Genomic DNA, 26,158 nt, shown 5'->3' with positions numbered 1-26,158 from the left:
CAGCGAGTACGGCACAAGGCCCTTATGACCTTGCATGCCGATCTCTATTTCAGTTTTCGCTCGCCATACAGCTATCTCAGCATCGGGCGGTACCGTGCAATGACCGAGGAATATGACCTCGACATCGCACTGCGGACTGTCATGCCGATCGCCATTCGCGATCCTCATATCCTGTTCACGGGCAATCCGCTGGCGCCGAGATATATTGTGGTGGATTCCTTCAGGCAGGCTCAGTTTCACGGTATTCCCTTGCGATGGCCCCGGCCGGATCCAATCGTTCAGAACCTGGCCACGCGCGAAATTGCCGAGGATCAGCCCCATATCTATCCGCTCGTACGGATGGCTCAGGCTGCAACCCGCCGGGGCAAGGGGCTCGCATTTGCGGACGAGGTCTCGCGGGTGATCTGGTCCGGCGAAATCGATGGCTGGAACGAAGGCGACCACTTGAGCGAGGCTGTTGCGCGCGCAGGACTGGACTATCCTGAACTTGCAGCGGAAGCGCTTTCCGATGCAGAGGCCCTTGATGCGGAGATCGCCGCTAACCAGGACACGCTCCAAAAGGCAGGGCACTGGGGCGTGCCAACGCTGGTCTTCGATGGTGAGCCCTTTTTCGGGCAGGACCGTATCGACACGGCCAAATGGCGGATGCAGCAAAAGGGATTGGTGAAGCGGTGAGTGTTGAAACGACGCATTTCGAGAGTTTTGACGGCACCCGCCTAGCGGTCCATAGAGCGGGGCAGGGTAGTCCGGTCGTGGTGCTCCATGGGCTGTTTTCCAGCGCGGAAATGAACTGGATCAAATGGGGCCATGCGGCGCGGCTCGCCGAGGCAGGGTTCCAAGCGATCATGCTCGACTTCCGCGTGCATGGGCAAAGCGAGGCTCCAACCGACCCGGCGAAATACCCGAAGGATGTGCTGGTACGCGACGTGGCGGCGCTGATCGATCACCTTGCCCTGGAGGAATACGATCTCGCCGGTTTTTCGCTCGGTGCGCGGACCGCTCTTCATGCGGTCGCCAAGGGTGTCCTTAGTCCGAAGCGCCTCGTAATCGCTGGAATGGGGCTGGCCGGCGTCTCGCACTGGCAGCGGAGGAGCGCTTTCTTCAAGCGGGTGATCGATGAGTACGATACGATCAAACCAGGCGATCCGGCCTATTACGCGCGCCAATTCCTGAAATCGCAAGGGGTTGACCGCTTGGCGGCGCGTCTCCTGCTCGACAGCATGACCGATCTTGATCCCGCCGCGCTTGCCAATGTCACCATGCCGACGCTGGTGGTGTGCGGGGACGAGGACCAGGACAATGGTTCGGCAGAAGAGCTTGCCGCGCTGCTGGCTGATGCCAGATATGTCGAGGTGCCAGGTGGCCACCTTGTCAGCGCGACGAAACCTGAAATGGGCGAGGCAATCGTCAAGTTCCTCCTGGATAAGGCATGACCCTGCGGCGCGCATTCTGGATATCGTGGCTGGGCGGTCTGGTCATCTTTGCGCTTTTGCGAATTCCGCATGGACCCTTGGCAATTGCCGAGGTTCCAGGTGGGATCCTCGATCATCAGGCTGCGATGACTGCTGCTGAAGTAGACCGGATACAGGCGGCTTGGGCCGCGGCGGGGCTGATGGACCACGCATGGTGGGGAATGGTGGGAGATTTCGTCTTTATCGGTGTCTATGGACTGGGAGCGTTACTCGGCGGTCTGTTGCTGCGCCGGGAAGCTGGCTTTGTGGCAGCGATCGGTCTGGTGGTCAGTGTTGCAGCGGTTGCGTTCCTCGTGACCGATTATGTCGAGACGATCTGCCAGTTCATACAACTCAGCTCATCAGGCAACGACAGTCTGGCGGCGACCGCTGCTTATGTGCAGCCGATCAAGATTGCCGCCTGGATTGTGAGCTTCCTGGGATTGGTGTCCGGCGTCAGTCTGAGCTGGTGGCGCGCCAGATCCCAGGTCTAGTCCTCGCCTGGCGATTGCCTCCGCGCTGGCAACACAAAACCCCCGCCGCGATCGCTCACGACGGGGGTTCGCTGAATTGCTGCTTCAAATCGGGAGGGATGAGTATTGAAGCAGCCGGAGGAATTATTCGGCGCTGAAAGGCACTGACGAGTGGTGAAGATCGATCACAAGATCGCCATCAGCGTTGCGGGTGTAACCGAAGGTGTATTCGACCTTGGTGTCATTGCCGTCGGTGTCGGTGAAGTAGTAATTGCCCATCGCCAACGCGCTGTCGCTATCGATGATGGTCCCTTCATTTTCCCAACGCACATTGGTCCATGGCTTGATGGCGAAGCCGCCGTCTTCGGTGCCTTCGGTGCCAATGAAGTAGCTCAGTGCTTCATCGAAGTTACCACGGAACTGGTCCTCAGCAGCAAGTGTCGGCTTGAACAGAACTTCCTTGCCATCTTCATAGGCGTAGAAAGTGTTGATGTGGTCGGTTGCGGCTTGCTTGACGTCGCCGCCATCGGTCGAAACCTTGCCGATGTTGACGATGCCTTCACCCCATGCCTGCTGGGCAGCGGCGACTTCTTCAGCAGTAATCGGATTGGCGGTCGCCTCAGTGGATGCTGCCTCAGTGGTCGTTGCTGTCTCGCCGCAAGCTGCAAGTGCAACAGCTGCTGCGCCAAGTAGTGGGATGGTTACGAACTTTTTCATGTCTTACTCCTCCAGGCTCCACGATCCAGCGCGCGAGCCAAGTGAAAATGCCAAAATGACTGATGTAGAAGGAGCTTGGCGGGAATCCCGCCGACCACCCTCCTTTCAGCCGATAGCGGTCCGACATCACGCTCCGAGGAACGCCAGAGGGGCCCGGTCCCGCCATGTGATAACGTGACATGACTAAAGCAGTTCCCATCACATTCTAAAAAAATTTTGACCATAATTCGACTAGGTAAGCAGACCGTTGGCCGCTAATGGAATGGCATGAAATTACGTATCTCTTTGGTTCGCACCTCTCTTGCTGCGACCGTCTTATCGACGCTGGCGGCCTGCTCAACTGTCATTCCCGAAAGCCGGTCAGCGACGGTTTCCACGGGTCTGAGCGGCACGGTGTTCGTTGCGAACAAGCGCGGCGACAGCCTCTCGATGATCGACCTTGCAAGCGGTGTAGAGACCAGGCGCGTCGACAGCTGTTCCAACCCTCACGAGCTTGCCGTTTCGCCCGATAAGAGCACCGTGGCGCTGGCCTGCTATGGCGGGACAAGTGTGGACTTGTTTGCAGCAGAGACACTTAAGCCCGTGAAAAGCATCGATCTTGGCGATAATGCGCGCCCTCACGGGATAGTGTGGCATGCGAACGGTGATCTCTACGCGACAGCGGAAGGACGGCAGTCAATCTTCTGGATCCGGCGGCCATTGGATGATGATCCGGAGACGTTTGAGTTCTCTACGGCCAAGCAAGGTAGTCACATGCTTGCGGTTTCTCCCGATGGCAATCACGCGTGGACGACCGATCTGGGCTCCAGGACGGTAACTCGCATCGATCTCAAGACACGCCGCGCGCCGCAATCGGTCGCAGTGGGCGAGGAGCCTGAGGGGATTGCTCTCAGTCCCGACGGGCAGTCGCTATGGGTTTCCGCCCGACGATCCAACGAAGTTTATGAGCTTGATCCACAGACACTCGAAGTGCGCAAGACGATTGCGACGGGCGCTTTCCCGCTCCGGCTCGCCATTCGCCCCCAGGGTGACGTCGCGGTGACATCGGATCTGGCCGATGGAGGGCTAACGGTGATTGATCTTGAGACCGCAAAGGTGCTCCGGCAGATTGCAGTCAGTTCTCCCGACGAAGCGGAAACTCGGCTCCAGGTTACGATCGTCTGGTCGCAGGATGGCGAGCGTATCTACGTTGCGGAAACCGGGACGGACACGATTGCAGAGATCGATTTTGCGACCGGCGAAGTGCTCCGCAGGTTGCCGACAGGCAAGGGCGGTGATGGCTTGGCGGTGCTCGAATGAGCAAGGGTGCTGATCTGCAATTCATTGGCTGGCGTGAAATTGTGCATCTCCCCGAATTGGGACTGAATGCCATTCCTGCGAAAATCGACACCGGCGCGCGGACATCTTCGCTGCACGCGCTCGAAGTCGAGAAATTCGAACGCAACGGCGAGGCGTATGTTCGTTTCCTCGTCGAGTGCCCTGGCGGTGGAGAACCGCAGCGCTGTGAAGCGGTCAATGTGGACATTCGCGGCATTACCAGCTCGAACGGAGAGACCCAGCGCCGGTATGTCATCAAGACGAAGCTGAAGATCGGCATGATTGACTTTCGCGCTGAAATCACGCTTGCAGATCGAAGTGACATGAAGTTTCCGATGCTCATCGGGCGCTCGTCGTTACGGCGCAGATTTGTCGTCGATTCCGGGCATTCCTGGTTGCAGAGCCCCGGTCGCAACCCTGTCAAAGGACATAAACCATGACCAAACCCGGCATGAAGATTGCCATGCTGGCGCGTAATCCCAACCTCTACTCCCACACGCGGCTTGTGGAAGCTGCGGAGGCGAGGGGGCATTCGCTGGACATTCTCAACACGACGCGCTGCACAGTGAACATCGCCAGCCACCGGCCGACCGTGACCTACAATGGCGAAACCCTGCCAAAATACGATGCGGTGATCCCCCGGATCGGGGCCTCGATCACCAATTATGGCCTCGCGGTGCTGCGCCAGTTCGAAATGGGCGGGGTGTGGCCGCTCAACGAGAGCGTGGCGATCGGGCGGAGCCGGGACAAGCTGCGTAGTATGCAGATCCTCGCCAAGCATGGGCTGGGCTTGCCGCTTACCGCCTATGCTAATGATCCCAAGCAGGCGGAGGAAATCATCAAGGCGGTCAACGGCCCGCCGGTGGTGATCAAGTTGCTCGAAGGGACGCAGGGCATTGGCGTGGTTCTCGCTGAGACGATGTCGAGCGCGAAATCCGTGATCGAGGCGTTCCGGGGGGCCAATGTGAACATCCTGGTGCAGGAATTCATCAAGGAAGCAGGGGGTACCGATATCCGCGCGCTGGTGGTCGGCGGAAAGGTCGTCGCCGCGATGAAGCGCACTGGAGCCGCCGATGATTTCCGTTCCAACCTGCACCGCGGGGGGAGCGCAGACGTGGTCAAGATCACACCCGCGGAGCGATCAACCGCGGTCAGCGCCGCGCGCCGCATGGGCCTCAATGTCTGCGGGGTCGATATGCTGCGCAGCAATCATGGCCCCGTCATCATGGAGGTAAACTCCTCGCCCGGACTTGAAGGCATCGAGAAGGCGACAGGCAAGGATGTTGCGGGGCAAATCATCGAATTTATCGAAGCCAACGCCAAGGCTGGAAAGACGAAGACGAAGGGGAAGGGGTAACGCCCTTTGCCTCAGTCCTGCGGCTCGGAAAGAGCGACAGGCGCGCCTTCCTCCGCGAGGGGATCTTTTGCCTCACCTTCAGGCAAAGGACTGAACGTCAGGTCTAGTTCCATGCCCAGCTGGCGCGCCTTGGCCGGCATGTCGTTATTGCCCCAACGCTCGACCACTTTGCCGTCCTTGAAGCGATAGATGTCGATCGCGCTGGTTCGATAGCGCCTGCCGCCTTGCGGATTTCCCTTGAGGCCCGGACCGATATGGGTCCCTTGCGTGGTGACCTGAGCAATAACGAGATCGCCCTGACAAACAATCAGGTTGTTGATCACCTCCCGGTCAGGCTCGATCTGCTCGATCCTGCGCCACATCGCCTGCATCGCCGTCAAGGGAACCTTGTGAATGCCGATACCGCCTTCATCGACGTTGTGGGAGATGAAACCTTCGGTGTAGAATTCCGCGACCCGCTCTACATCGCGCTCGTTGAACAGGGCTCGCGACATTTCGAGATATGTTCTCAGGTTGTCCTCTTGACCTTCGCACTGGATTTCAGGCGAGGCTTCGATGTGATGCGTCCCCGCAAAAGCCATGTGCGGCGCAAGCAGCAATGCCAGGCTAGAGGCCGCAGCGAGGCCTTTATGCAAGCGCTTTCCGTTCATCACCGCAACTCCTCGTTTCCAATTTAGATCGTTCGATAGCAAGGTCTCACCTGAACGGCGGTTCGTTAAATGCGCGTAGCTTGCGCGAATGCAGTCGGTCGCCCTCAGCGCGCAGGCGCTGGCAGGCAACGATCCCGATCTGCAAGTGAGCCGCGATGGCCTCTTCATAGAACTGGTTCGCCTGTCCCGGCAGCTTGATCTCGCCGTGCAGCGGCTTGTCGCTGACGCAAAGCAGCGTCCCATAGGGCACGCGGAAGCGATACCCCTGCGCTGCTATGGTTGCGCTTTCCATCTCGATCGCGATCGCGCGGCTTTGCGAAAAGCGTTTGGCTGAAAGCGAATAAAGCAGCTCCCAATTGCGATCGTCCGTGGTGACGACAGTGCCCGTGCGCATCCGCTGCTTCAGGTTAGCCCCCTGGGTTCCGGACACAGTCTCGGCCGCGCCCGCAAGTGCCTGCTGCACTTCGGCAATCGGCGGTATCGGGATCTCAGGGGGAAGCACGGCATCTAGCACATGGTCATCGCGCAGATAGGCATGGGCCAGCACGAAATCGCCGATCTTCTGGCTTGAGCGCAGCCCGCCGCAGTGGCCGATCATCAGCCAGCTGTGCGGGCGCAAAACGGCCAGGTGATCGCAGATCGTCTTCGCGTTGGAGGGGCCTACGCCGATATTGACGAGCGTTATGCCGCTCTTGTCTTCTTTGGTGAGGTGATAGGCGGGCATCTGGTGCCTGCGCCATGCGGTATCCGAGAGCTGCGAGCGACCGTTCGCGGTATTCTCGCGAATATCGAGCCCGCCGGCGCCGGTCAGCGCGGTGTAACCGTCGCTCCCGATTTGCTCGGCTGCCCAGTCAACGAATTCGTCGACATAACGATGATAGTTGGTGAACAGGATGAATTGCTGGAAATCCTCAACCTGCGTCCCGGTGTAATGCGCTAAACGAGCCAGCGAGTAATCGGTCCGCAGCCCGTCAAAAAGTGAGAGCGGCATCGTGTCATAGACTTGGTTGAGGTCGTGGCCATCAGCGAGTTCGTCACCGATCAGGGCAAGGTCGGTTGCCGGAAAGTGCTTGGCAATTTCCTGCGGCGAGATCCCGACCATGGCAGCGCCATGGTCGCCGTCCAGTACGTAAGGAAAGGGGATTTCCTGGCGTGATGTAGCGACTTCCAGTTCGACTGAATAGTCCGATGTAATCAGCTCGAGTTGCTCGCGCAGATAGGGGGCAAACAGGTTTGGCCGGGTGATAGTCGAAGCAAATGTGCCGGTTTGCTCCAACCGTCCGAAGGCACGGCTTCTATCGCTGGGCTCGCCAGTACCGTCAAAATGCAGGCGCAGTTCGGGATAGGCATAGCTCCCATCGTGGCGCTTGCGATCTGGAGGGGTGGCCCCGTTCTTGCCAAATTCGAGCACATCCTCGCGCAGGTTCCGGACAGACCGGTCATAGACCGATTGAAGCTGGGCAAGGATATCGTCGATCTGGTTCATGCTGGGGGTTTACGCCTCTTATTGTGATTTTTCCAAGACACCGGTGCCGCTTCAAGCGAGCTTTGTTGTGCCTGTTACAAAAAAGGCGCGGCCTTTCAGCCGCGCCCTCTTGGATTGGAAGGGAGTGAAACCGGTCAGGCTTTGTCTTCCGTTGTTTCTTCAGCCGCGGCTTCGTCTGCGGGTGCAGCCTCTGCCTCTGCCGCAGCCTCGATATTCTCGACCGCTGCATCTTCAAGCAGTTCCGCCGGAATTTCGCCCGGCTCAAGGCCTGCATTGTCGATCCGTGTGTCGGCAGCGGCCTGCTCGATTTCCTTCTGCTCTTCTTCGAACAGCTGTGCGAGCACGTCGACGCCCTGGCTCTGAAGCTCTGCTTCGTCTTCGCTGCGAGCAACGTTGGCCTTCACGATCACATGCACCTCTGGGTGCAGCGCAACAGTCACATCGTGCATGCCGATCATCTTGATCGGCGCGCCCATGATAACCTGCTTCTTGTCGATGTCATGACCTTGTTCAGTAAGGCCAGCGACCATGTCGCGGACGTTGACTGAACCGTAAAGCTGGCCAGCGTTGGATGATGCGCGGATCAGAACGACTTCTGCACCTGCAACCTTCTCGCCCAGCTTTTCAGCTTCAGCGCGCTTCTCGGCGTTTTCTTTTTCAAGTCGTTCGCGATTGGCTTCGAAAACCTTCTTGTTGGCTTCGTTAGCGCGAAGGGCTTTCTTCTGCGGCAACAGGAAGTTGCGCGCATAGCCATCCTTTACGGTAACGACGTCACCAATCGTGCCGAGCTTTTCAATACGCTCAAGGAGAATGATATCCATGGGTCTTCTCCTCTTACTTCACGATGTACGGCAGCAGGCCGATGTGGCGCGCGCGCTTGATCGCCTTGGCGAGTTCACGCTGCTTCTTCGCGCTTACGGCGGTGATGCGGGAAGGAACGATCTTGCCGCGCTCGGACATGAAGCCCTGCAGCAGACGAACGTCCTTGTAATCGATCTTCGGCGCGTTCTTGCCGGCGAACGGGCAAGATTTGCGGCGGCGGAAAAACGGACGTGCCATCAGTCGTCTCCTCGCTCAGAGCGACGCTTGCGGTCGCGTTCGTTCTTGCGCATCATCACGCTCGGACCATCTTCGTGGCTGTCGACACGGATGGTCATGTAGCGGATGACGTCTTCGTTGATGCGGGTCTGACGCTCAAGCTCTTCCACAACATTGCCGGGCGCATCGATGTTGAGCATCACGAAGTGAGCTTTGCGGTTGCGGTCAATCTTGTAGGCGAGAGACTTAAGGCCCCAGGTCTCTGTCTTGGTGACCTTGCCTTGATTCTGTTCGACGATTTCCGTGGCTGCGGCGGCGAGCGAATCCACTTGGGCTTGGCTCAAATCCTGACGCGCCAGGAAAACATGCTCGTAAAGCGGCATGCTTCTTTCCTTTCAGTTCCTGCCGATCGTTGGCTTGTCCGTCCGGATAACGGGGCCCCTCCGGCTTTCTTTAACACCCTGTCGGAAGCGAGACTGCCGCCAAGGGATGCGCGCACATACCGGTTTTCAGCCGGAATGCAAGCCTTGCAGTGCGGCAAAAGGCGGGGCAGTGCGTCGCAGACAGGGCAGTTATGGAGGTGCCGAGTGCCGGGTGGTTTAGTGGCGTTGCTGGACGATGTGTCGATCATAGCGCGAGCAGCGGCTGCTTCGATCGATGATGTCAGCGTTGCAGCAAGCAAGGCGGGCACGAAGGCCGCCGGGGTTGTGATCGATGACGCGGCGGTCACGCCGGGCTATGTCACCGGGCTTAGCCCAGCGCGCGAGCTTCCGATAATCTGGAACATCACGAAGGGCAGCCTCAGGAACAAGCTCCTGATATTGCTGCCGGGTGCACTCGCCCTGAGTTGGTTCCTGCCGCAGGCGATTATCTATCTGCTGATGCTGGGCGGCGCGTTCCTGTGCTACGAAGGCGCAGAAAAGGTTATGGAAAAGCTCGGTGGCGAAAAGCACGGCAAGACGTTGGAAGACCCCATCGAGGATCCTGCCACATTCGAGCAGCAGCGGATCAATGGCGCAATCCGGACGGACCTGATTCTCTCGGCTGAGATCATGGCGATCTCGCTGAACGAAATTGCGGCGATATCCGAAAGCTTCTGGATCCGCGCCGTAGCGCTTGCGGTGGTCGGTATTGCGATCACCGTGGTCGTCTATGGAGCGGTCGCGTTGATCGTGAAGATGGATGATGTCGGTCTGCACCTGGCTGAACGCGAAAGCAGCACGGCGAAGTCCATCGGCCAGATGCTCGTCCTTGCGATGCCGAAACTGCTGACCGTCCTGTCCGTTGTCGGAACGATCGCTATGCTCTGGGTCGGCGGCGGGATTATCGTCCATGGTACGCACGAGATTGGCGTCGATCTTCTCTATGACTTTGCGCATGGCGCGGAACATGCGGTCGCGGGAATGAGCGGCGCCTTGTCCGGGGTAGCGGGCTGGGCAGCCTACGCAGCTGTTTCCGCTCTCATGGGCCTGATACTAGGGGCAATCATCGCGTTCCTTCTGCACAAGGTGCTGAGATTTGGCCATGGAGAGGCAGCGCACTAAAGTTGGTCAAGAATGCCCTGGGCAAAGCTCGTAAGAGTATCGTCGCGTGCACCCATGATAACGATCCGGTCGCCCGGCTGAGAAAGCTCGACGATCCGCTTGCCGCAATCATCGCGCGAAGGGATATACTCGGCCTTGCCGCCTGCCTCTTCAATCAGCCGGATGATCCGCTCCGTGCCTTCGCTGCGGTCGACTGTGCCGCCGAAATAGACCGGGTCGCACATGATGGTCACATCATCTTCGCCAAGTTCGCGAGCGAAGGTCGCAGCCAACTCATGCCCCATCTGCCTCAACGGCCCATAGCCATGGGGCTGGAAGAACGCGATCACCCGCCCGGGATGCGCTTTGAGCGTTCGGAGGGTGGCTGCGCATTTCTCGGGATTGTGACCGAAGTCATCGATGACCGTAATGCCATTGGCGCTTGTGCCAAGCACATCGAACCGCCGACCGAGCCCCTTGAATGAATGCAGTGCGTAAACCGCGCGGCTCACTTCAATCCCTGCCGCGCTCGCTGCGGCAATCGCCGCCAGCGCGTTGGATAGATTGTGGAGGCCCGGCATGGGAAGGATCAGCGGCCAGATCGAATGGTCGCGATTGTCCATCACTGCTGCGCTGATCGAAACCGGACCAGCCTCTAGACTATCCTGCGAAACGGCGATATCCGCATCCTCCGACAAAGCACTGTAAGTCACGACCTCATCGCACTTCCTGGCCAGCGTCTTCGCTTCCAAATCGTCCGCATTGACCACTGCGCAGCCTGACACGGCGAGATAATTGCCAAACAGCACGCGCAGTTCTTCCATGCTCTTGTGGTCGAGACTGACATTGAGCAGCACGCCCACCGTGGGACGATACAGTGCGATCGAGCCGTCGCTTTCGTCCACTTCGCTCACGAACAGGTTGGGCGAGCCGACTTGCGAGCTGGCGAACGGGTTCGCATCGCTGATGAAATTCTTCATCACTGCGCCGTTCATGATGGTCGGGTCATGGCCTTCATGCGCGAGGATCCAGCCAAGCATTCCGGTGACCGTGGATTTGCCGCTGGTCCCGGCAACGGCAAAGGAATAGCCAGCGCTGTTGAACAGATCGGATAGCAATTCCGCACGGGTCAGACGTTCACAGCCCAGCTCGCGTGCCTTGGCGACTTCCGGGACGGTATCTTCGATTGCGGCAGATGCAATCAGGATCTGTTCCTCGGATGTGATCCCGCTGCCGTCCTGCGGAAACAGCTTGAAGCCATTCTCTTTGAGCCAGGCGAATTTTTGAGGGGTTCGGCCCTGATCGTAGCTGCGGTCAGAGCCCGCAACCTCGTCACCCATACCGTGAACGATCTGCGCGAGCGGCAGCATGCCCGATCCGCCAATACCGCAGAAGAAATACCGCCCAGGACCGATCTCCTCGTTCGCTGCGCTGATTTGTGATCCCTCTGCCATATTTGCATCGCTATTGCGTTGTCACACGAAGCACAAGGTGGCTATTGTGCAAGCCATGACACGAATTGCCATTTGCGCGCCGGCGACACGGATTACGCGCGACCATGCTGACGCGATCGAGACGCTGGTAGCGGAGGAATTCCCGCAGCATTCCATCTCCGTCCATAAGCAATGTTTTGCCAGCCAGGGCCATTTTGCCGGGACTGACATGGAACGGCTCGAAGCGCTGCTGGAATGTGCCAACGATCCGGCTTTCGACGCAGTCTGGTTCGCCAAAGGTGGCTATGGATCCGGGCGCATTGCCGAGGCGGCGATCGCGCGCATGAATGATGCGGCGCGCGAGAAGACCTATGTCGGCTTTTCCGACATGGGATACTTGCTGGCCGGGCTTTATCGTCACGGGATCGGGCAAGCTGTCCATGGCTCAATGCCGGTAAGCGCGCGCAGCGCGAGTGGTCGCGTTGCGGTCCGCCGGGTCTTGCGCTGGTTCGCAGGTGACACCAGCGGGCTTGAGCCGAGTGTGGACGGGAAAACACCGACAGCGGCCTTCAACCTCATCACGCTGTCCATGCTGACGAACACGCCGCTGATGCCCGATCTGGAAGGTCATGTGGTGATGGTCGAGGAAGTCAGCGAGCACCTTTATTCCATCGACCGCATGTTTTTCCACATCGCGAATACCCTGCCGCGCCTCGCCGGATTGCGCCTCGGAGCCGTTTCCGGTGTGCCAGAAAATGACCGTGAGTTTGGCCAAAGTGCTGAGGAAATTGCTGAATTCTGGTGCAAGAGAACGGGTATTCCCTATCTCGGCCGCGCGCAGATCGGGCACACTGCAGACAATCACATAGTGCCCTTCGGCCTTGCGAGTCCGGCGCCAGCTACGTAACGGCGCTGCAAAAGTCAGGAGAGCTGAGTCAATGCGAGCATCCGTTTTTCCGGGCCAGGGCAGCCAGAAGGTTGGCATGGGCGTCGAACTGGCTGAGGCTAGTTCCGCTGCACGCGAAGTGTTTGAGGAAGTCAACGATGCGCTTGCCCAGGACCTGTTCGCGATCATGCGACAGGGGCCGGAGGATCAGCTTACCCTGACGGAAAACGCGCAGCCGGCGATTATGGCCAATTCGATCGCCACCTTGCGGGTTCTTGAAAGGGATTTCGGCATTGCGCTCGCCCAAGTTGGCGGGTGTGTTGCGGGTCACTCGCTGGGCGAATATTCGGCGATTTGCGCCTCCGGCATGTTCTCGCTTTCGCAAACGGCAAAGCTGCTCAGGTTGCGCGGCCAGGCGATGCAGGCGGCAGTTCCGGTGGGCGAAGGCGCGATGGCGGCCCTGCTTGGCGCGGATATCGCAAAGGCTGAAGCGCTCGCGGCGGCTGCTGCTGACGGCGAGGTTTGCGAAGTCGCCAATGACAATGACCCTACGCAGGTCGTGATCAGCGGGCATAAAGGCGCGATTGACCGCGCGATTGGCCTTGCGAAAGAGCATGGGATCAAGCGCGGTATTGCGCTGCCGGTTTCGGCGCCCTTCCATTGTAGCTTGATGAAGCCAGCTGCTGAGCGGATGGCTGAAGCGCTGGATGGCGCGCAAGCGGGCCAGCTGGTCATCCCCGTCTACGCGAATGTGACCGCCGCGAAACTCTCTGATCCAGCTGAAGAAAAGCACTTGCTGGTCGAGCAGATCACAGGCCGAGTGCGCTGGCGCGAAAGTGTGCTCGCCATGCACGAGGCCGGGGTGGGGCACTTCGTCGAACTGGGCGGCAAGGTGCTTGGTCCGATGATTGGAAGGATTGCCCCGGAGGCTTCAACTTCCAGCCTTATCACGATGGAAGATATCGAGAACTTTGCGAAGGAGATCGGCTGATGTTCTCACTTGACGGAATGAATGCGCTGGTCACCGGCGCAAGTGGTGGGATTGGATCATCGATCTCTCGTGCCCTCGCCCGGCAGGGCGCGCGACTTGCCATTTCCGGTTCGAATGCGGCCAAGCTTCGCGCGTTCCGTGATGAACTCAACAGCGAGTTCAAGCACGATCACGGCGAACACGTCGAGATCACTTGCGATCTTTCCAACACAACGCAGGTGGAGGAACTCATTCCGGCAACGCTCGATACGCTGGGCGGCATCGACATCCTGATCAACAACGCCGGTATCACGCGTGACAACCTCGCCATGCGGATGAAGGACGAGGAATGGGACGATGTGATCCGCATCAACCTTGAAGCGGCATTCCGTCTCATTCGCGCGAGCGCTCGGCCGATGATGAAGAACCGCTTCGGACGCATCATCACTATCACCAGCGTCGTTGGCGCGACCGGCAATCCAGGGCAGATGAATTACGCTGCCGCAAAAGCGGGCCTTGTCGGCATGACCAAGAGCTTCGCACAGGAAGTCGCCAGCCGCGGAATCACAGCCAATTGCATCGCACCTGGCTTCATCCGCACCGCGATGACCGAACAGTTGCCTGATGCGCAAAAGGAGGCGCTCAATGCGCGCATTCCGATGGGCCGGATGGGCGAGGGCGAAGATATCGGGGCTGCCGCTGCATTTCTTGCCAGCAAGGAAGCCGGCTATATCACCGGGGAAACGCTGCACATCAATGGCGGCATGGCGATGCTGGGCTGATCCTGGCCGCCACTTCCTGCAAAAATAATCCAGTTTTCCCCAAGGAATCTGGTCAGGTACGGGCGCAAACTTGCCGCTGGGGCGCGGTACGCTAAGGTCTGACGGCAATTTTTCCGGCGCGAGAGGGCGATTCCGGCACTCAGCGCTTACAAAAAGGGATTGAAAAGGACCCATGAAGGCCACAATCGAACGCGCGACGCTGCTGCGTTGTCTGTCCCATGTTCAGTCCGTGGTGGAGCGGCGCAACACCATTCCAATCCTCTCCAACGTGCTGATCGAAGCAGCCGAGGGCGGAACAGTGAAGGTCATGGCGACCGACCTCGACCTGCAAGTGGTCGAAAGTATGCCGGCTGCTGCTGTCGAGACGCCCGGGGCGATTACGGTTTCGGCGCACTTGCTGTTCGACATTGCGCGCAAGCTTCCGGAAGGAAGTCAGGTAAGCCTGGACTCTTCCGATAACCGGATGGAAATCAAGGCCGGACGCAGCCGCTTCAAGCTGCCGACGCTTCCGCGCGATGATTTCCCCGTGATCGTTGAAGGTGACTTGCCGACAAGTTTCGAACTGCCTGCAAAGACGCTGGCCGAATTGATCGATCGCACACGGTTCGCAATTTCGACGGAAGAAACGCGCTATTACCTCAATGGCATCTTCTTCCATGTGGCTGATGAAGACACGCCGGTCCTCAAGGCCGCTGCCACCGATGGTCACCGGCTTGCTCGGTTTACCATCGCGCAGCCCGAAGGTGCCGAAGGAATGCCTGATGTGATTGTACCGCGCAAAGCGGTCGGCGAACTTCGCAAGCTGCTTGAGGAAGCCCTTGATGGAAACGTCCAGGTTGATCTTTCCGCGAGCAAGATTCGTTTCACGCTCGGCGGTGAAGGTGGAGTTGTCCTCACCAGCAAGCTGATCGACGGTACATTTCCCGACTACACCCGCGTCATTCCGACGGGTAATGACAAGCTGTTGAAACTCGATCCCAAGAGCTTCTTCCAAGGCGTTGACCGGGTTGCGACTATCGCGACGGAGAAGACCCGTGCGGTCAAGATGGGCCTCGAAACCGACAAGGTCACGCTTTCGGTAACATCACCCGACAATGGCACCGCGGCCGAAGAACTTGCTGCTGATTACGGCTCAGAAGCCTTTGAGATCGGCTTCAACGCGAATTATCTCAAGGACATTCTGAGCCAGATCGACAGTGACACGGTGGAACTGCATCTTGCCGATGCGGGCGCACCCACACTCATCCGTCAGGACGAAAAGAGCCCCGCGCTGTATGTCCTGATGCCAATGCGAGTTTAGTCCGATGAAGAAATACGCGATCCCGGCAGCGGCGGCGGCTCTTATGGCGTCGTCGGGCGTTGCTCAGGCTGAACCTGGCAACGCTTCTCCGGACCTGGATTGCGCAATATTCGTGGCGATCACTATCGATAGTGTGAACACGGAGGATGATCCTGAGGCCGCAATGGGGCTGGCTGCGGGGCTTACTTATTTCATTGGTCGTTATGAGGGGCGCGGCGGGACCGATCTTCAAGCCGATCTCATGGCGCGGTTCGAGACTATGTCGCTGGAAGATCTTGCAGGACTTGAAGGCAAATGTGGGCCCGAACTGGAGCGCATGGGAGAACGACTGCAGGTCGCAGGTCAGGCATTTGTCGCTGCTGGGGAAGAAGGCGAAGTCGAGCTTGCTCCCGAAGCTGAAGACGCCCTTTCGGACTAGTTGTTTGGACTTCCGGTTGCATAACGGTAACTTTCACGAGTAGCGTCCAGCTCCAGTCAAGAGGAGCGCATCATGACCGCCACGCAAGTCCACGTTCGCCGAGATGATCTCAATTCTGCCGAGCTCGTCGAGATAGAGCAGGGTCCGCTTGCGGAGGTCGCGGTCCGGCTCGAAGTCGAAAGCTTCTCAGTCACCTCGAACAACATAACTTACGCGGTTGTGGGCGCGCAAGTCGGCTATTGGAATTTCTTCCCGGCTCCGGAAGGTTTCGGCATAGTGCCCATGTGGGGGCATGCCAGGGTCATTGAGAGCCGCTGCCCGGAGATCGCGGTCGGGGAGCGTGTATACGGCTACCTGCCTATGGCTTCACATCTCGACGTTGTACCGGGCAAGGTATCCGCGAGCGGGTTTGTCGACATCAGCGAGCATCGTCAGCCGCTACCGCCGATCTACAATCAATATGCACGGCTCAACGCCGATCCAGAGCATGACCCAGCACGGGAAAACGAGCGAATGATCTTCGGTCCGCTTTTCAAGACGGGCTTTCTCATCGAGTATTTCATGCGGTCAAACGAATGGTTCGGCGCAGGGGCTGTTATTCTCACCAGCGCCTCTTCAAAGACCGCGATGGGGCTGGCGAGCGTGGCGATGCGCAATTCCCCGCAGACAAAACGGATCGGCCTGACTTCTGCGGGCAATGTCGAATTCGTCCGTGCGTCGGGTCTGTATGATGAAGTGCTGCCCTATGAGGAGGTGACCACGCTTGCACACGTACCGAGCGTTTCAGTGGATTTTGCCGGCAATGCTGGCTTGCTCAAGTCACTCCACGAGCATCTTGGAGATCAGCTCAAATATTCTTGCCTCGTCGGTGTGACGCATATCGAGGAGCGCGGAGGGAAGGGGCTGCGCGATGACCGCGGACTTCCTGGCCCGAAACCGACACTGTTCTTCGCGCCCGATCATATCATCGCGTTTTACAAGGAACATGGCCCGCAGAAGGCAGGCGGGCTTATGGCTGAAGCATGGCACGGCTTCCTGCAAAGTGTTGCGGGATCAGTTGCCATCGAACGCCATTCTGGCCTGGAAGCCGCGCGCCAAACCTATCTTGAGATGGTGGGGGGCACTGTCGATCCAGCGAAAGGCATTGTGATAGAGCCCTAGTTGGCGCTCATTCTGCTGCTTCGGCAAGCGCAGCGCGTTGCGGGCCTCGGATCAAACCACCGGGGGTTGCCCCCGTCCATTTCCCATCGCGGAATGTGATGACCCCGTTCTTTATCGTCGCGACATAACCATCGGCCTTTTGCAGCAGCCGCTTGCCGCCTGCAGGTAAATCAAACGCGAGCCAGGGCTTGCCGAGCTTAAGGGCATCCATATCGATCACATTGAGATCGGCGAGGTAGCCCGGCGCGATGATCCCGCGATCCTCCAGCCCGTATAGGCGAGCTGTGTCGTGGCATTGGCGCTTGATCGCAGACTCCAGTGAAATGCGGTCCCCTCGCTTGCGGTCACGCACCCAGTGCTGGAGCATGAAAGTCGGGCTCGCCGCATCGCAGATCGTGCCGCAATGCGCTCCGCCATCGGAGAGCGAATTGACCGTGTCATCGGCGTTCTGGAGCGGGTGCAGGAAGTCGAGATTCCTGTCTGCGTAATTGAGGATCGGGAGATAGATAAACCCGCTCGCATCCTCACGGCACAGCATGTCATAGGCATAATCCTGCGGGTCTACACCGGTCGCCAGAGCGCGAGCCTGGACGCTTTCGCTTTCGGTCGGCTCGTAGTCGAAGTCGGGGTCCATCTCGTATTGCATGGCCCAGCCCATGCTGATGACCGCGACGATGGGCAGAATGTCCTGTGGTGCTTCGCTGAAGTCGTTGGGTTCCGAAAGCAGTTGTGACTTGAAGGCCGGGTCAAGCAGCTTGGCCTTCTGCTCTTCCCAAGGCAGTTCCGCGATTGCTTGCCAGCTCGGTCGGAAACGGAAGGGATGCACGGTTCCCTGCCAGGCCATGATGATCCCGTTTCCGCGCAAGGCGATCTGCGCCACGATATTCGCACCGTTATCGTTTTCTGCACGCATGGTGGCAATCTGCTCGTCGAGCGGCAATTCCTTGGCAATAGACTGAAGCGCCGCGAAAGTGACAGGCACGCCGTTCTCACGGCTCAATTGGCCCATCCAATCAAATTCATTCCAATCGCGCTTCAAGTCGCTTGCCATTTCGAATACGGCATGCCCGCCTGCCTGCTTGCCGCGACCAAGCGCGCGACCGATCGCGAGCAGTTCTTCTTTCGTCGCTGTTGTACCGGGTACCAGTTCGCCGTCGACCGACTTGTGCAGCACGGTTCGCGATGTCGAGAAGCCGAGGGCCCCTGCCGCAATGCCTTCCTCGACGATCGCGCCCATTTGCTCGATGTCGTCCGCGGTCGGGACAGCCCCGGGCTGCTCGCGTTCGCCCAGCACATAGGCGCGGACTGCGCCGTGGGGCACGTGTGTACCGATATCGACAGTTCGGGGGAGTTTCTCCAGCGCGTCGAGATATTCAGGGAAGGTTTCCCAGTCCCAAGTGATCCCTTCTGCCAGAGCGGTGCCGGGAATATCCTCGACGCCTTCCATCAGACTGATCAGCCATTCATGCCTGTCGGGCATGGCGGGAGCAAAGCCAACCCCGCAATTGCCCATCACGACCGTCGTGACCCCATGCCAGCTCGAGGGAGCCATCTCCTGGTCCCATGTGGCCTGTCCATCATAATGGGTATGAATATCGACAAAGCCGGGCGTTACGATCTTGCCGCGCGCATCGATTTCTTCACTGGCATCGCCTGTTATCGTGCCGACTTGCGCAATGAGACCGTCCTTGATCGCAACATCGCCGGTGAAGCGCTCTGCGCCGGTACCATCAACGATGGTCCCGCCCCGAATGATCAGGTCGAATTGTGGCATTGCGGTCTCTCCCGGTCTCGAATTGAAACCGGCTTAGCATATTCGCAAAAGTGGTGCTACGTCAGGGCCATGACAATGAAGCCAAGCGGTGCTGCAAGCTGGAGCCCTCCTGCCGATAGCGGGATCACGATAGACTGGGTCGAAGCCAATGGGCTGACATTCGAAGTCGCCAAGACCGGTCCCCAGGACAGCGAGCATCTCGCGCTATGCCTCCACGGCTTTCCCGAGCTGCATTACAGTTGGCGGCACCAGATGCCAGTTTTGGCCGAGCTGGGCTACAAGGTCTGGGCGCCGAACTTGCGCGGCTATGGCGGGACGTCGCGACCGGAAGCCACGAAGGCGTATCGGCTCGACAATCTCACCGCCGATGTTGCGGCGCTGATCGATGCGAGCAGGGCCAAGGAAGTCACCTTGCTGGCGCATGATTGGGGTGCGATCATCGCATGGCATTTTGCGATCCGAAGAGTGCGACCGCTCACCCGGCTTGTGATCATGAACGTCCCGCACCCGCATTGCGGCAAACGAGAACTCAAGACATGGAAACAGCTGAAGAAGAGCTGGTACATGTTTTTCTTCCAGATCCCGAAACTGCCTGAAATGCGGCTGGGCAAGAATGATGCGGCAATCATCGGGCACCTGTTCCGCGAGAGTTCGGTCAACAAGGCGCGCTTCACCAGGGAAGAAGCAGAACCCTATCGGGCTGCGGCTGCTAGGCCGGGCGCAATCACAGCGATGCTGAATTATTATCGTGCGCTATTCCAGACACCTGACGGAAGGCAAACGGGAGACGGCAAGGTCGACGTCCCGACCCTGGTCCTGTGGGGCGAGAAGGACATCGCGATCCATATCGACTGCCTTAACGGGACAGAGGACTATGTCGCGGACCTGACGGTGAAGCGCTTCCCCAAGGCATCCCACTGGGTGCAGCAGGATATTCCGGACGAGGTGAATGCCGAGCTGAAAGCGTGGCTGCCGGCAGTCTAGCGGCTCGCGCGGATCATCGCTTCGATATCGACGAATTTTTCGCGCGGAGCGCCTTCGCGCGCGGCCTGCTCTTCGGCCTCCTCAATCTTCTTCCAGTCCCGGAAGGTAACGACATCCAACTTGCGTTCTTCGGCCAGAGCATCGAAGCCTGCGCGGCCGCTCTTGCCCTTGCGACCCAGGACGCCGCTTTCCAAGTCTTCAACGATCTTTTCGACAACGTCATAGCCATCGGGACGATTGGTCCCGATCGTGCCTGACGGTCCTCGGCGCGCCCAGCCAACGCAGTACATCCCCGGGAGGATACGGCCGGCATCATTGGCGAAGCGCCCGGCGCGCTCGTCAAAGGGGACATCGGGGATGGGCGAACTCCTGTATCCGATACAGCTCACCACCAATCCGGCCGGCACCTGGTAGAATTCGCCGGTCCCGACCGCTCGCCCGGATTCCACCTTGGTGCGTTCGACTTCAACAGCCTGGACCTTCCCATCGCCGACGAAGCGGACCGGACTAGCGAACATGTCGAACTCGATTTCGATCGGCTTCTCGGCATGGATGTCTTCCGGGATCGCGGCAAAGCTGCGCAGGTGCGCTACGGACTTGCGCAGACCCGGTTCAAGCAGAGCATCCTCTTCTTGGTCGGGCAGATCCTGAATGTCGACACGCGGGGAAGCGCGTTCGAGCGCGGCCAGCTCTCCCAGTTCCTTGGGGGTCATCATGATTTGATGCGGACCGCGCCGCCCGAGGATAGTGATTTTCTCGATCCGGGACTCACGCAGGCTTTCAAGCGCATGAGTGACAATGTCTGCGCCTTCGAATTCGGCTTCTGTCTTTGACAGGATGCGGGCAACATCAAGAGCAACATTGCCCATACCGATGACTACCGCTTCCCGGGCACTCAGGTCCGGATCGAGGTCTGCAAACTTGGGGTGACCGTTATACCATCCGACAAAGGCTGCGCTGCCGAAGATATTGGCGAGGTTCTCACCTTCTAAGCCCAGTTCCCTGTCGTTGGGCGCCCCGGTTGCGAAGATCACTGCATCGTAAAGCGACTGCAATTCCGGGACGGTAATATCGCGTCCGACCGCGACATTGCCGACAAAGCGGACATTTTCGTTAAGCGCGGTCTTCTCGTAACGGCGTGAGACACCCTTGATAGATTGGTGATCTGGCGCAACGCCAAAGCGGATAAGGCCGTAAGGAACAGGCAGGATGTCGAAGACATCAACGCAAACATCTTCGCCCCACTGCTTCTGCGCGGCCTCTGCGGTGTAATATCCTGCTGGACCGGAGCCAATGATTGCAATGTGCCGCATGTCTCCGCTTTCTCCAGATTTTCTAAGCCCGCGTCAGGCTGCCTTGTCTTCCGCCCCGTCATCGGGCGCATCAAGGAAACGGTGGATCGCTTCCACGCACTCGTCGCTGTGGCTTAGCAGGAACAGATGTCCGCCGCCGCGCAGCACCAGAAGCTCGCTGTTCGGGATAAGCTTGTCGAGGAACCATCCGTTGGTCAGCGGAACGATGTGATCTTCATCGCCCATCATTATGAGGGTCTTCTTGCGCATGAAAGGCAGGGCCGGCGCACTTGTCCAGCCGAGCATTGCCATCAATTGGTAGAAATATCCGCGCGGGGAAGGGGGCTTCAGGCGCTGGATGTGCTCCAACTTGTTCAGGCTCTTGCCGAGAGCCCCGCCATAGAGCGTCTGGAAGTGCTCTTCCATGAAGGCCGCATCAATGTAGCGGCGAGGATCGGCCATTTTGCTGAGAGAAGCGGGATTACCCGGCATCATCAGCATGCCCGCCGTCGTCGCGGCAAGGATAAGCCTGCGCGTGCGGCCTGGGTGTTGTAGTGCGAAGTGTTGCGCCATGGCGCCGCCCCAACTCACACCCATCACGTCAACCTGATCGACCCCCAGCTTGTCCAGCAGCTGTGTCGTGGTCCAGGCCATGGTCACGGTGTTGTAAGGCACGACCGGCTGTGGCGAGCCACCGATACCCGGCATGTCGAACATGATGAAGGCCCTGTCCGGAAGAGCCTCCGCCAAAGGTGCGACGGCTTCGATGTTTGCCCCAATCCCGTTGAAGAACAGTACCGGCAGATGCTCGCTGGGCTTATCGAGCCGCCATGTGGCGACGCGCAGCGTGCGCCCGCCGACGGTTTCCATCGTGATGTTCGCATCACGCATCGCTTCATCGAGGGCCTCGTCGAGCACCTCTTCACGCCTATCACTCAACCGCGTTGTCCTGTCCTGCGACCGTTTAAGGCCTTGTTTTGTGAGGGGGTTGTTATCCCCGCCCGTTACACTTCTTCCACTACGTAGAGACCGGGGGCCGGGTCCAGCGGTGGGTAAACATCATCCCCGACTGATTTCGGTGCCGCTTTCTTCTTGCCCGAGCGTTTCTGCATCCACTCCATCCAGAAGGGCCACCAGCTGCCTTTGACTTCTTCGGTGCCTTGCAACCACTCGTCAGCCGTTTCAGGCAGTTTGCCTTTCTTTTTCTGAACGTAGTATTTTGCCTTTGGATTGCCCGGTGGATTGAGGATCGCCTGCATGTGGCCCGACTGGCTCAGCACGTAAGTGATGTCTTTGGAGCCGAACAGCTGTGTCGAGCGGTACGTCGCTTTCCAAGGGGTGATATGGTCGGTTACGCCGCCCAGAATGAACATGTCCGACTTGACCTTGCTGAGGTCAATCTTGTGATCGGCCATCTCGACTTCGCCCTGCTTGGTGAATGCAAGGGTCTCGAACAGGGTCAGGAAATCGCCCATGAGGCTGGCCGAGAGGTTGGTTGCATCGGCATTCCAGAACAAGACGTCAAATGCAGGCGGGTCCATGCCCAGCAGGTAATTGTTGATCACGTAATTCCAGATAAGATCATTCGGGCGCAGCCAGGCAAAGCCGCGCGCAAGGTCGTCGGCCTTGATGATACCGGCTTTCTCAGCGCGCTGGCGGGCAAGCGCCATCCCGTTTTCTGAAACCAGCGAGCCAGCTTCGACATCGGTCGGTTTGGGGTGAAGGACGCAGACCATCAAAGTCAGAGTGCCAAGGATATCGTTCTTCTGTGCGGCCAGCTTGGATGCGAGCACCGAAGCAGTTTGTCCGCCCGAACACCCGGCCGACACGTTGACCTTGTCCGATCCGGTGATGTGCGAAACCGCCTCCATCGCCTCTTCACAGGCCTTGATGTAGTCGGCCATAGCCCAGATGCCTTGCTCCTTGGACGGGTTGCGCCAGGAAATCACAAAGGTCTGGATGCCGTTATCCAGCTGATATTTCACAACGGACTTATCGGGCGACAAGTCGTTGATATACATCTTGTTGATCTGCGGCGGGATTGTGAGCTGAGGGATTTCATAGACCTCTTCCGTGGTCGGAGCGTAATGGATCAGCTCGAACATCTGTGTGCGATAGACGACAGCACCCTTCGAAGTCGCGATATTCTCCCCCAGCTTGAATGGGCGCTTATCGACCTGGCTCACCATGCCCTTGTTGTTGACCAGGTCGTTGTAGGCATTTTTCAAACCGGCGATCAGCGAAAGGCCGCCTGAATTGATGAGCTGCTTTTGCGCGACGGGGTTGCCGATGAGTGTGTTGGTGGGAGCAAGACCGTCTATGATGATGTTCGCGATGAAATTGGCACGGTTGCGTTCAAGCTCATCGAGCTCAAGCTCCTCAAGCCAGTTGCGCATGCCCTTCTGGACCGCGAGGTAGTACTGCGCGCCTGCCCGGAAAAAGGGATTGTATTGCCAGGCGGGGTCCATGAAGCGCTTGTCCTTCGGATCGGGCGCCAGATCGGACTTGCCGGTTAATATCTTGACCATGTCCTCACCCATAGCCTGAGCGTGGCGAATGATCCGTGAGGGATCTGATGCCGTTTCGCGAAGCAGAAGGGCAACAGCGCCGACAAAGTCTTCGCGAGCGATCCCGATCAGCGGGCCAAGCGCGTTGGTTGATTGCGCGGCTTCGTTCTCCAAAGTGACCTTTTCAGACATGCATTCCTCAATCAGGCTCTTGTTAGCATAATATATTGTTCGGCAATGGCGCTGACAGGACCTCTTTGCAAGAGCTGAGACTTCAGAGCTTCCTCACACTGAGAGGCCTATGACTATCGGTAGCAACACTCGCGCGCATTATACAATTCGCAACTCTTGCGAGCTAACACGATGCAGCATTTTTTATAATTACAGGGTCTATAAGAACCCATGTCGGGGATCATCGGGAAGATAACGGGCGCCAGTTGGCGTCAGGAGGCCAAACAGGCCCCATTGTGTCCGATCAAGGAGACCGATCTGGCGCGCCGGGTGGAATTGCTCGACAGCTTCGAGCAAGCCGGGCTGGGCTGGTTCTGGGCGACCGACGCGTTTGGACGGATTATCTACCTGTCTGAAAACGCGATCGCCAAGCTTGGTTGGAACAAGGATGACCTTATCGGTCGAGCCTTGACTGACCTTTTCCTTCCTGAGCAAGATGAGGACGGTGTATCGCAGTCGGAACGACCGCTCAAGTTTCTGTTGAGCGCCAGAAATTCGATCACCCAGCTGGATGTCCGTCTTGCAGTGGAGGGGGCGGAAATCTGGTGGGAAATTGCCGGCAAACCCCAGTTTGACAAAAAAGGTGAGTTCAACGGCTATCGCGGCAGTGCCAAGGATATCACTGCAACCCGAGAAAATCAGCGCAATTCCGAACGCTTGTCACAGTATGACTCGTTAACAGGCCTCGCCAATCGCCACCGGATGTCCAAACGTCTCGGCTCGACCCTCGCGGCGTATCGCAATGCCAAGAGATCATGCGCTTTGATGATGCTCGACCTCGACCGGTTCAAGCAAGTCAATGATACTCTGGGCCACCCGGCAGGGGACGAGCTCCTGAAGCAAGTGGCCGGAAGGCTCGGCCAGATTATTGGCAAGCGGGGTGAGATCGGCAGGCTTGGTGGCGATGAATTTCAGGTCATGCTACCGGATATTGATGACCGGGGTATTCTTGGTGATCTTGCCAGCCGCGTGATCCAGATGGTTTCCCAGCCTTATTCGATCAACGGTGCACGCGCCATTATCGGAACCTCGGTGGGGATCGCGGTGGCGCCGTATGACGGGGTCAACACGGAAGAACTGGTCAAGGCAGCTGACCTCGCTCTTTATTCCGCGAAAGCCAGCGGACGCGGCCAATTTCGATTCTATTCCAGTGCGCTCAAGGATGGCGCGAAGCATCGCCGAAACATGGAGGAAGATTTGCGCGATGCGCTGCATCGTGACGAGCTTTCGATGGCCTATCAGCCTATCGTCGATGCCAGGACCCACAAGGTTGCATGCTTTGAGGCGCTGATGCGCTGGGAGCATCCAGAGCGCGGTCCCGTTTCGCCGGCGGAATTCATTCCGATCGCGGAAGACTGCGGCTTGATCAAGAAGATCGGGAACTGGGCTCTTGAAACCGCTTGCTGCGAAGCACAGTCCTGGCCGGTGGAACTGCGCGTTGCGATCAACGTCTCTGCCGTGCAATTTGCCAATGACGACTTCTCTCTTACCGTCAAACGGGCATTGAAGAAGAGCGGCATTGCTCCCCATCGCGTCGAGCTGGAGATTACGGAGAGCATCTTCATGGGAGATGACGAGCGCACCCAGCGAATGTTCAAGGAACTCAAGGCGCTGGGAGTGAGGTTGGCGCTCGATGACTTCGGAACAGGATACAGCTCCTTGAGCTATCTGCGCAAGGCGCCGTTCGACAAGATCAAGATCGATCAGAGCTTCGTGCGTGGATCGTGTGAGCCGGGCAACAACAATGCCGCGATCATCAGCTCCATTGTCAGTCTCGCCGATGCACTTGGCATGGAAACGGTTGCAGAAGGCGTTGAAACCAAGGACGAACTCGCCCTCGTCACGAAGCGCCAGGCAACGCACATGCAAGGCGCGATCTTCTCGTTTGCGATAAAGCATGAGCAGGTCATGGAAAAGCTCGCGAGCGGTGACCTTCTTTACGAGCCGAGAGGCCCGGAACGCTACCGCGCGGGTCGCCGTCGCGAATTCAGGCGCATTGGCCTGATCCACGGAAATTATCGCTACAACGTGGTCCTGCGCAATCTTTCCAAGAGCGGCGCGATGATTGAAGGTCTTATGGACGTACCGCTTGATACCGAAGTCGTCCTGGATCTCGGTGACGGGCAGCTCGCTGTTGCCGTGGTTAAGAGGACCGAGGGCTATTCTCAGGGGCTGGAATTCGAGACGCCGCTGATTAGCGACGGTTATGAAGGGCTTTGCACCCGGCACAGAGTATCGCCCTATCAGATCGAAGCGGCAGGCAAGCCACTGGCCGCGCTTCCGGCGGACGCCTATGCGGCACTGCTGGACAAGGGCGCAAAACCTGACTCCCTGCCGCAATTCCGCGAAATACCTGTGGCCGGGTTTCAGGCCAAGGTCGCCTAGGGTAACAAAGGCCCTTATTAGGC

General features: G+C 58.5%; 26 protein-coding genes. 15 read left to right on the top strand and 11 right to left on the bottom strand.

The window, feature by feature from the left end; genetic code table 11:
• Positions 1-24: 24 nt before the first annotated feature.
• From ACG9DO_RS11490 to ACG9DO_RS11480, 3 genes are read left to right on the top strand one after another with little or no spacing between them, the layout of a single operon-like run.
• Complete coding sequence (locus tag ACG9DO_RS11490) at positions 25-675, top strand: 2-hydroxychromene-2-carboxylate isomerase (RefSeq protein ID WP_394728034.1); 651 nt, start codon at positions 25-27, stop codon at positions 673-675.
• A complete protein-coding gene (locus ACG9DO_RS11485; protein ID WP_394728032.1) occupies positions 639-1,433 on the top strand; it encodes an alpha/beta fold hydrolase in 795 nt (264 codons plus the stop codon). The genes ACG9DO_RS11490 and ACG9DO_RS11485 overlap by 37 nt, the downstream gene beginning before the upstream one ends.
• Positions 1,430-1,945, top strand: coding sequence for a hypothetical protein (locus tag ACG9DO_RS11480; RefSeq protein ID WP_394728030.1), 516 nt, complete (start codon positions 1,430-1,432; stop codon positions 1,943-1,945). The genes ACG9DO_RS11485 and ACG9DO_RS11480 overlap by 4 nt, the downstream gene beginning before the upstream one ends.
• Positions 1,946-2,068: 123 nt before the next feature.
• Here ACG9DO_RS11480 and ACG9DO_RS11475 read toward each other — a convergent pair whose 3' ends face one another.
• Positions 2,069-2,641: a phosphoribosyl-AMP cyclohydrolase gene (locus ACG9DO_RS11475; RefSeq protein ID WP_394728028.1), complete on the bottom strand. Its 573-nt coding sequence runs from the start codon at positions 2,639-2,641 to the stop codon at positions 2,069-2,071.
• A 267-nt stretch (positions 2,642-2,908) separates the two neighbouring features.
• Here ACG9DO_RS11475 and ACG9DO_RS11470 point away from each other — a divergent pair, with 267 nt between their 5' ends.
• From ACG9DO_RS11470 to rimK, 3 genes are read left to right on the top strand one after another with little or no spacing between them, the layout of a single operon-like run.
• Positions 2,909-3,940, top strand: a complete 1,032-nt coding sequence (locus ACG9DO_RS11470; protein ID WP_394728026.1) for a YncE family protein — start codon at positions 2,909-2,911, stop codon at positions 3,938-3,940.
• Positions 3,937-4,398, top strand: coding sequence for an ATP-dependent zinc protease (locus ACG9DO_RS11465; protein WP_394728024.1), 462 nt, complete (start codon positions 3,937-3,939; stop codon positions 4,396-4,398). Before ACG9DO_RS11470 ends, ACG9DO_RS11465 begins: the two co-directional genes overlap by 4 nt.
• An 11-nt stretch (positions 4,399-4,409) precedes the next feature.
• The gene (gene rimK, locus ACG9DO_RS11460; protein ID WP_394731264.1) at positions 4,410-5,315 is read left to right on the top strand and encodes a 30S ribosomal protein S6--L-glutamate ligase; all 906 of its coding nucleotides are present in this window, start codon (positions 4,410-4,412) and stop codon (positions 5,313-5,315) included.
• An 11-nt stretch (positions 5,316-5,326) separates the two neighbouring features.
• On the opposite strand, the gene ACG9DO_RS11455 is transcribed toward rimK, so the two are convergent.
• The 5 genes from ACG9DO_RS11455 to rpsF form a co-directional block, all read right to left on the bottom strand.
• Positions 5,327-5,965, bottom strand: coding sequence for an ester cyclase (locus ACG9DO_RS11455; protein WP_394728022.1), 639 nt, complete (start codon positions 5,963-5,965; stop codon positions 5,327-5,329).
• A gap of 46 nt (positions 5,966-6,011) precedes the next feature.
• On the bottom strand, positions 6,012-7,451 hold the full coding sequence (locus ACG9DO_RS11450) for an AMP nucleosidase (protein ID WP_394728020.1): 1,440 nt from the start codon (positions 7,449-7,451) through the stop codon (positions 6,012-6,014).
• A gap of 134 nt (positions 7,452-7,585) precedes the next feature.
• Positions 7,586-8,272 carry a 50S ribosomal protein L9 gene (gene rplI / locus ACG9DO_RS11445; RefSeq protein ID WP_394728018.1) on the bottom strand — a complete coding sequence of 229 codons (687 nt, stop codon included), beginning with the start codon at positions 8,270-8,272 and terminating at the stop codon, positions 7,586-7,588.
• A gap of 13 nt (positions 8,273-8,285) precedes the next feature.
• The gene (rpsR, locus tag ACG9DO_RS11440; protein ID WP_119511450.1) at positions 8,286-8,510 is read right to left on the bottom strand and encodes a 30S ribosomal protein S18; all 225 of its coding nucleotides are present in this window, start codon (positions 8,508-8,510) and stop codon (positions 8,286-8,288) included.
• Positions 8,510-8,872 carry a 30S ribosomal protein S6 gene (gene rpsF, locus ACG9DO_RS11435; protein ID WP_394728016.1) on the bottom strand — a complete coding sequence of 121 codons (363 nt, stop codon included), beginning with the start codon at positions 8,870-8,872 and terminating at the stop codon, positions 8,510-8,512. The genes rpsR and rpsF overlap by 1 nt, the downstream gene beginning before the upstream one ends.
• Before the next feature lie 204 nt (positions 8,873-9,076).
• Between rpsF and ACG9DO_RS11430 the strand changes: the two genes are divergently transcribed.
• A complete protein-coding gene (locus tag ACG9DO_RS11430; RefSeq protein WP_394728014.1) occupies positions 9,077-10,033 on the top strand; it encodes a DUF808 domain-containing protein in 957 nt (318 codons plus the stop codon).
• Here the strand turns inward: ACG9DO_RS11430 and ACG9DO_RS11425 are convergent.
• On the bottom strand, positions 10,030-11,466 hold the full coding sequence (locus tag ACG9DO_RS11425; RefSeq protein ID WP_394728012.1) for a glutamate ligase domain-containing protein: 1,437 nt from the start codon (positions 11,464-11,466) through the stop codon (positions 10,030-10,032). The two genes, ACG9DO_RS11430 and ACG9DO_RS11425, sit on opposite strands and share 4 nt — an antisense overlap.
• Before the next feature lie 55 nt (positions 11,467-11,521).
• Here ACG9DO_RS11425 and ACG9DO_RS11420 point away from each other — a divergent pair, with 55 nt between their 5' ends.
• The 6 genes from ACG9DO_RS11420 to ACG9DO_RS11395 all read left to right on the top strand — a co-directional run bounded on the left by ACG9DO_RS11420 (position 11,522) and on the right by ACG9DO_RS11395 (position 16,962).
• A complete protein-coding gene (locus tag ACG9DO_RS11420; RefSeq protein ID WP_394728009.1) occupies positions 11,522-12,352 on the top strand; it encodes an LD-carboxypeptidase in 831 nt (276 codons plus the stop codon).
• 31 nt (positions 12,353-12,383) lie between these two features.
• The gene (gene fabD, locus ACG9DO_RS11415) at positions 12,384-13,322 is read left to right on the top strand and encodes an ACP S-malonyltransferase (protein WP_394728007.1); all 939 of its coding nucleotides are present in this window, start codon (positions 12,384-12,386) and stop codon (positions 13,320-13,322) included.
• Positions 13,322-14,083, top strand: coding sequence for a 3-oxoacyl-[acyl-carrier-protein] reductase (fabG, locus tag ACG9DO_RS11410; RefSeq protein WP_394728005.1), 762 nt, complete (start codon positions 13,322-13,324; stop codon positions 14,081-14,083). The genes fabD and fabG overlap by 1 nt, the downstream gene beginning before the upstream one ends.
• Positions 14,084-14,255: 172 nt before the next feature.
• Positions 14,256-15,383, top strand: a complete 1,128-nt coding sequence (gene dnaN, locus ACG9DO_RS11405) for a DNA polymerase III subunit beta (protein ID WP_394728003.1) — start codon at positions 14,256-14,258, stop codon at positions 15,381-15,383.
• A 4-nt stretch (positions 15,384-15,387) separates the two neighbouring features.
• A complete protein-coding gene (locus tag ACG9DO_RS11400) occupies positions 15,388-15,801 on the top strand; it encodes a hypothetical protein (protein WP_394728001.1) in 414 nt (137 codons plus the stop codon).
• A 72-nt stretch (positions 15,802-15,873) separates the two neighbouring features.
• The gene (locus ACG9DO_RS11395; RefSeq protein ID WP_394727999.1) at positions 15,874-16,962 is read left to right on the top strand and encodes a DUF2855 family protein; all 1,089 of its coding nucleotides are present in this window, start codon (positions 15,874-15,876) and stop codon (positions 16,960-16,962) included.
• Positions 16,963-16,969: 7 nt separating this feature from the next.
• On the opposite strand, the gene ACG9DO_RS11390 is transcribed toward ACG9DO_RS11395, so the two are convergent.
• Positions 16,970-18,736 (bottom strand): amidohydrolase family protein, encoded by a 1,767-nt coding sequence (locus tag ACG9DO_RS11390; protein ID WP_394727997.1) that lies wholly within the window; start codon positions 18,734-18,736, stop codon positions 16,970-16,972.
• 69 nt (positions 18,737-18,805) lie between these two features.
• Here ACG9DO_RS11390 and ACG9DO_RS11385 point away from each other — a divergent pair, with 69 nt between their 5' ends.
• A complete protein-coding gene (locus ACG9DO_RS11385; RefSeq protein ID WP_394727995.1) occupies positions 18,806-19,720 on the top strand; it encodes an alpha/beta fold hydrolase in 915 nt (304 codons plus the stop codon).
• Here ACG9DO_RS11385 and ACG9DO_RS11380 read toward each other — a convergent pair.
• From ACG9DO_RS11380 to ACG9DO_RS11370, 3 genes are all read right to left on the bottom strand, one after another.
• Complete coding sequence (locus ACG9DO_RS11380; RefSeq protein ID WP_394727993.1) at positions 19,717-21,033, bottom strand: FAD-dependent oxidoreductase; 1,317 nt, start codon at positions 21,031-21,033, stop codon at positions 19,717-19,719. The genes ACG9DO_RS11385 and ACG9DO_RS11380 overlap by 4 nt on opposite strands.
• Positions 21,034-21,066: 33 nt before the next feature.
• Complete coding sequence (locus tag ACG9DO_RS11375; protein WP_394727991.1) at positions 21,067-21,951, bottom strand: alpha/beta fold hydrolase; 885 nt, start codon at positions 21,949-21,951, stop codon at positions 21,067-21,069.
• A 65-nt stretch (positions 21,952-22,016) separates the two neighbouring features.
• Positions 22,017-23,711, bottom strand: a complete 1,695-nt coding sequence (locus tag ACG9DO_RS11370; protein ID WP_394727989.1) for a PHA/PHB synthase family protein — start codon at positions 23,709-23,711, stop codon at positions 22,017-22,019.
• 210 nt (positions 23,712-23,921) lie between these two features.
• On the opposite strand from ACG9DO_RS11370, the gene ACG9DO_RS11365 reads away from it, so the two are divergent.
• Positions 23,922-26,135 (top strand): putative bifunctional diguanylate cyclase/phosphodiesterase, encoded by a 2,214-nt coding sequence (locus ACG9DO_RS11365; RefSeq protein ID WP_394727987.1) that lies wholly within the window; start codon positions 23,922-23,924, stop codon positions 26,133-26,135.
• Positions 26,136-26,158 lie beyond the last annotated feature (23 nt).

Origin of the sequence: Altererythrobacter sp. GH1-8, from assembly GCF_043702085.1 — a bacterium.
GTDB lineage: Bacteria > Pseudomonadota > Alphaproteobacteria > Sphingomonadales > Sphingomonadaceae > Erythrobacter.
The sequence above is the reverse complement of the archived record's forward strand: the minus strand, read 5'-3'. Positions and strand labels throughout refer to the sequence as shown.

What these genes read in the sequence shown, in the direction of transcription:
- ACG9DO_RS11490 (WP_394728034.1), top strand. Translation starts at nt 25, where the DNA reads ATGACCTTGCATGCCGATCTCTATTTCAGTTTTCGCTCGCCATACAGC.
- ACG9DO_RS11485 (WP_394728032.1), top strand. Translation starts at nt 639, where the DNA reads ATGGCGGATGCAGCAAAAGGGATTGGTGAAGCGGTGAGTGTTGAAACG.
- ACG9DO_RS11480 (WP_394728030.1), top strand. Translation starts at nt 1,430, where the DNA reads ATGACCCTGCGGCGCGCATTCTGGATATCGTGGCTGGGCGGTCTGGTC.
- ACG9DO_RS11475 (WP_394728028.1), bottom strand. Translation starts at nt 2,641, where the DNA reads ATGAAAAAGTTCGTAACCATCCCACTACTTGGCGCAGCAGCTGTTGCA.
- ACG9DO_RS11470 (WP_394728026.1), top strand. Translation starts at nt 2,909, where the DNA reads ATGAAATTACGTATCTCTTTGGTTCGCACCTCTCTTGCTGCGACCGTC.
- ACG9DO_RS11465 (WP_394728024.1), top strand. Translation starts at nt 3,937, where the DNA reads ATGAGCAAGGGTGCTGATCTGCAATTCATTGGCTGGCGTGAAATTGTG.
- rimK (WP_394731264.1), top strand. Translation starts at nt 4,410, where the DNA reads ATGAAGATTGCCATGCTGGCGCGTAATCCCAACCTCTACTCCCACACG.
- ACG9DO_RS11455 (WP_394728022.1), bottom strand. Translation starts at nt 5,965, where the DNA reads ATGAACGGAAAGCGCTTGCATAAAGGCCTCGCTGCGGCCTCTAGCCTG.
- ACG9DO_RS11450 (WP_394728020.1), bottom strand. Translation starts at nt 7,451, where the DNA reads ATGAACCAGATCGACGATATCCTTGCCCAGCTTCAATCGGTCTATGAC.
- rplI (WP_394728018.1), bottom strand. Translation starts at nt 8,272, where the DNA reads ATGGATATCATTCTCCTTGAGCGTATTGAAAAGCTCGGCACGATTGGT.
- rpsR (WP_119511450.1), bottom strand. Translation starts at nt 8,510, where the DNA reads ATGGCACGTCCGTTTTTCCGCCGCCGCAAATCTTGCCCGTTCGCCGGC.
- rpsF (WP_394728016.1), bottom strand. Translation starts at nt 8,872, where the DNA reads ATGCCGCTTTACGAGCATGTTTTCCTGGCGCGTCAGGATTTGAGCCAA.
- ACG9DO_RS11425 (WP_394728012.1), bottom strand. Translation starts at nt 11,466, where the DNA reads ATGGCAGAGGGATCACAAATCAGCGCAGCGAACGAGGAGATCGGTCCT.
- ACG9DO_RS11420 (WP_394728009.1), top strand. Translation starts at nt 11,522, where the DNA reads ATGACACGAATTGCCATTTGCGCGCCGGCGACACGGATTACGCGCGAC.
- fabD (WP_394728007.1), top strand. Translation starts at nt 12,384, where the DNA reads ATGCGAGCATCCGTTTTTCCGGGCCAGGGCAGCCAGAAGGTTGGCATG.
- fabG (WP_394728005.1), top strand. Translation starts at nt 13,322, where the DNA reads ATGTTCTCACTTGACGGAATGAATGCGCTGGTCACCGGCGCAAGTGGT.
- dnaN (WP_394728003.1), top strand. Translation starts at nt 14,256, where the DNA reads ATGAAGGCCACAATCGAACGCGCGACGCTGCTGCGTTGTCTGTCCCAT.
- ACG9DO_RS11400 (WP_394728001.1), top strand. Translation starts at nt 15,388, where the DNA reads ATGAAGAAATACGCGATCCCGGCAGCGGCGGCGGCTCTTATGGCGTCG.
- ACG9DO_RS11395 (WP_394727999.1), top strand. Translation starts at nt 15,874, where the DNA reads ATGACCGCCACGCAAGTCCACGTTCGCCGAGATGATCTCAATTCTGCC.
- ACG9DO_RS11390 (WP_394727997.1), bottom strand. Translation starts at nt 18,736, where the DNA reads ATGCCACAATTCGACCTGATCATTCGGGGCGGGACCATCGTTGATGGT.
- ACG9DO_RS11385 (WP_394727995.1), top strand. Translation starts at nt 18,806, where the DNA reads ATGACAATGAAGCCAAGCGGTGCTGCAAGCTGGAGCCCTCCTGCCGAT.
- ACG9DO_RS11380 (WP_394727993.1), bottom strand. Translation starts at nt 21,033, where the DNA reads ATGCGGCACATTGCAATCATTGGCTCCGGTCCAGCAGGATATTACACC.
- ACG9DO_RS11370 (WP_394727989.1), bottom strand. Translation starts at nt 23,711, where the DNA reads ATGTCTGAAAAGGTCACTTTGGAGAACGAAGCCGCGCAATCAACCAAC.
- ACG9DO_RS11365 (WP_394727987.1), top strand. Translation starts at nt 23,922, where the DNA reads ATGTCGGGGATCATCGGGAAGATAACGGGCGCCAGTTGGCGTCAGGAG.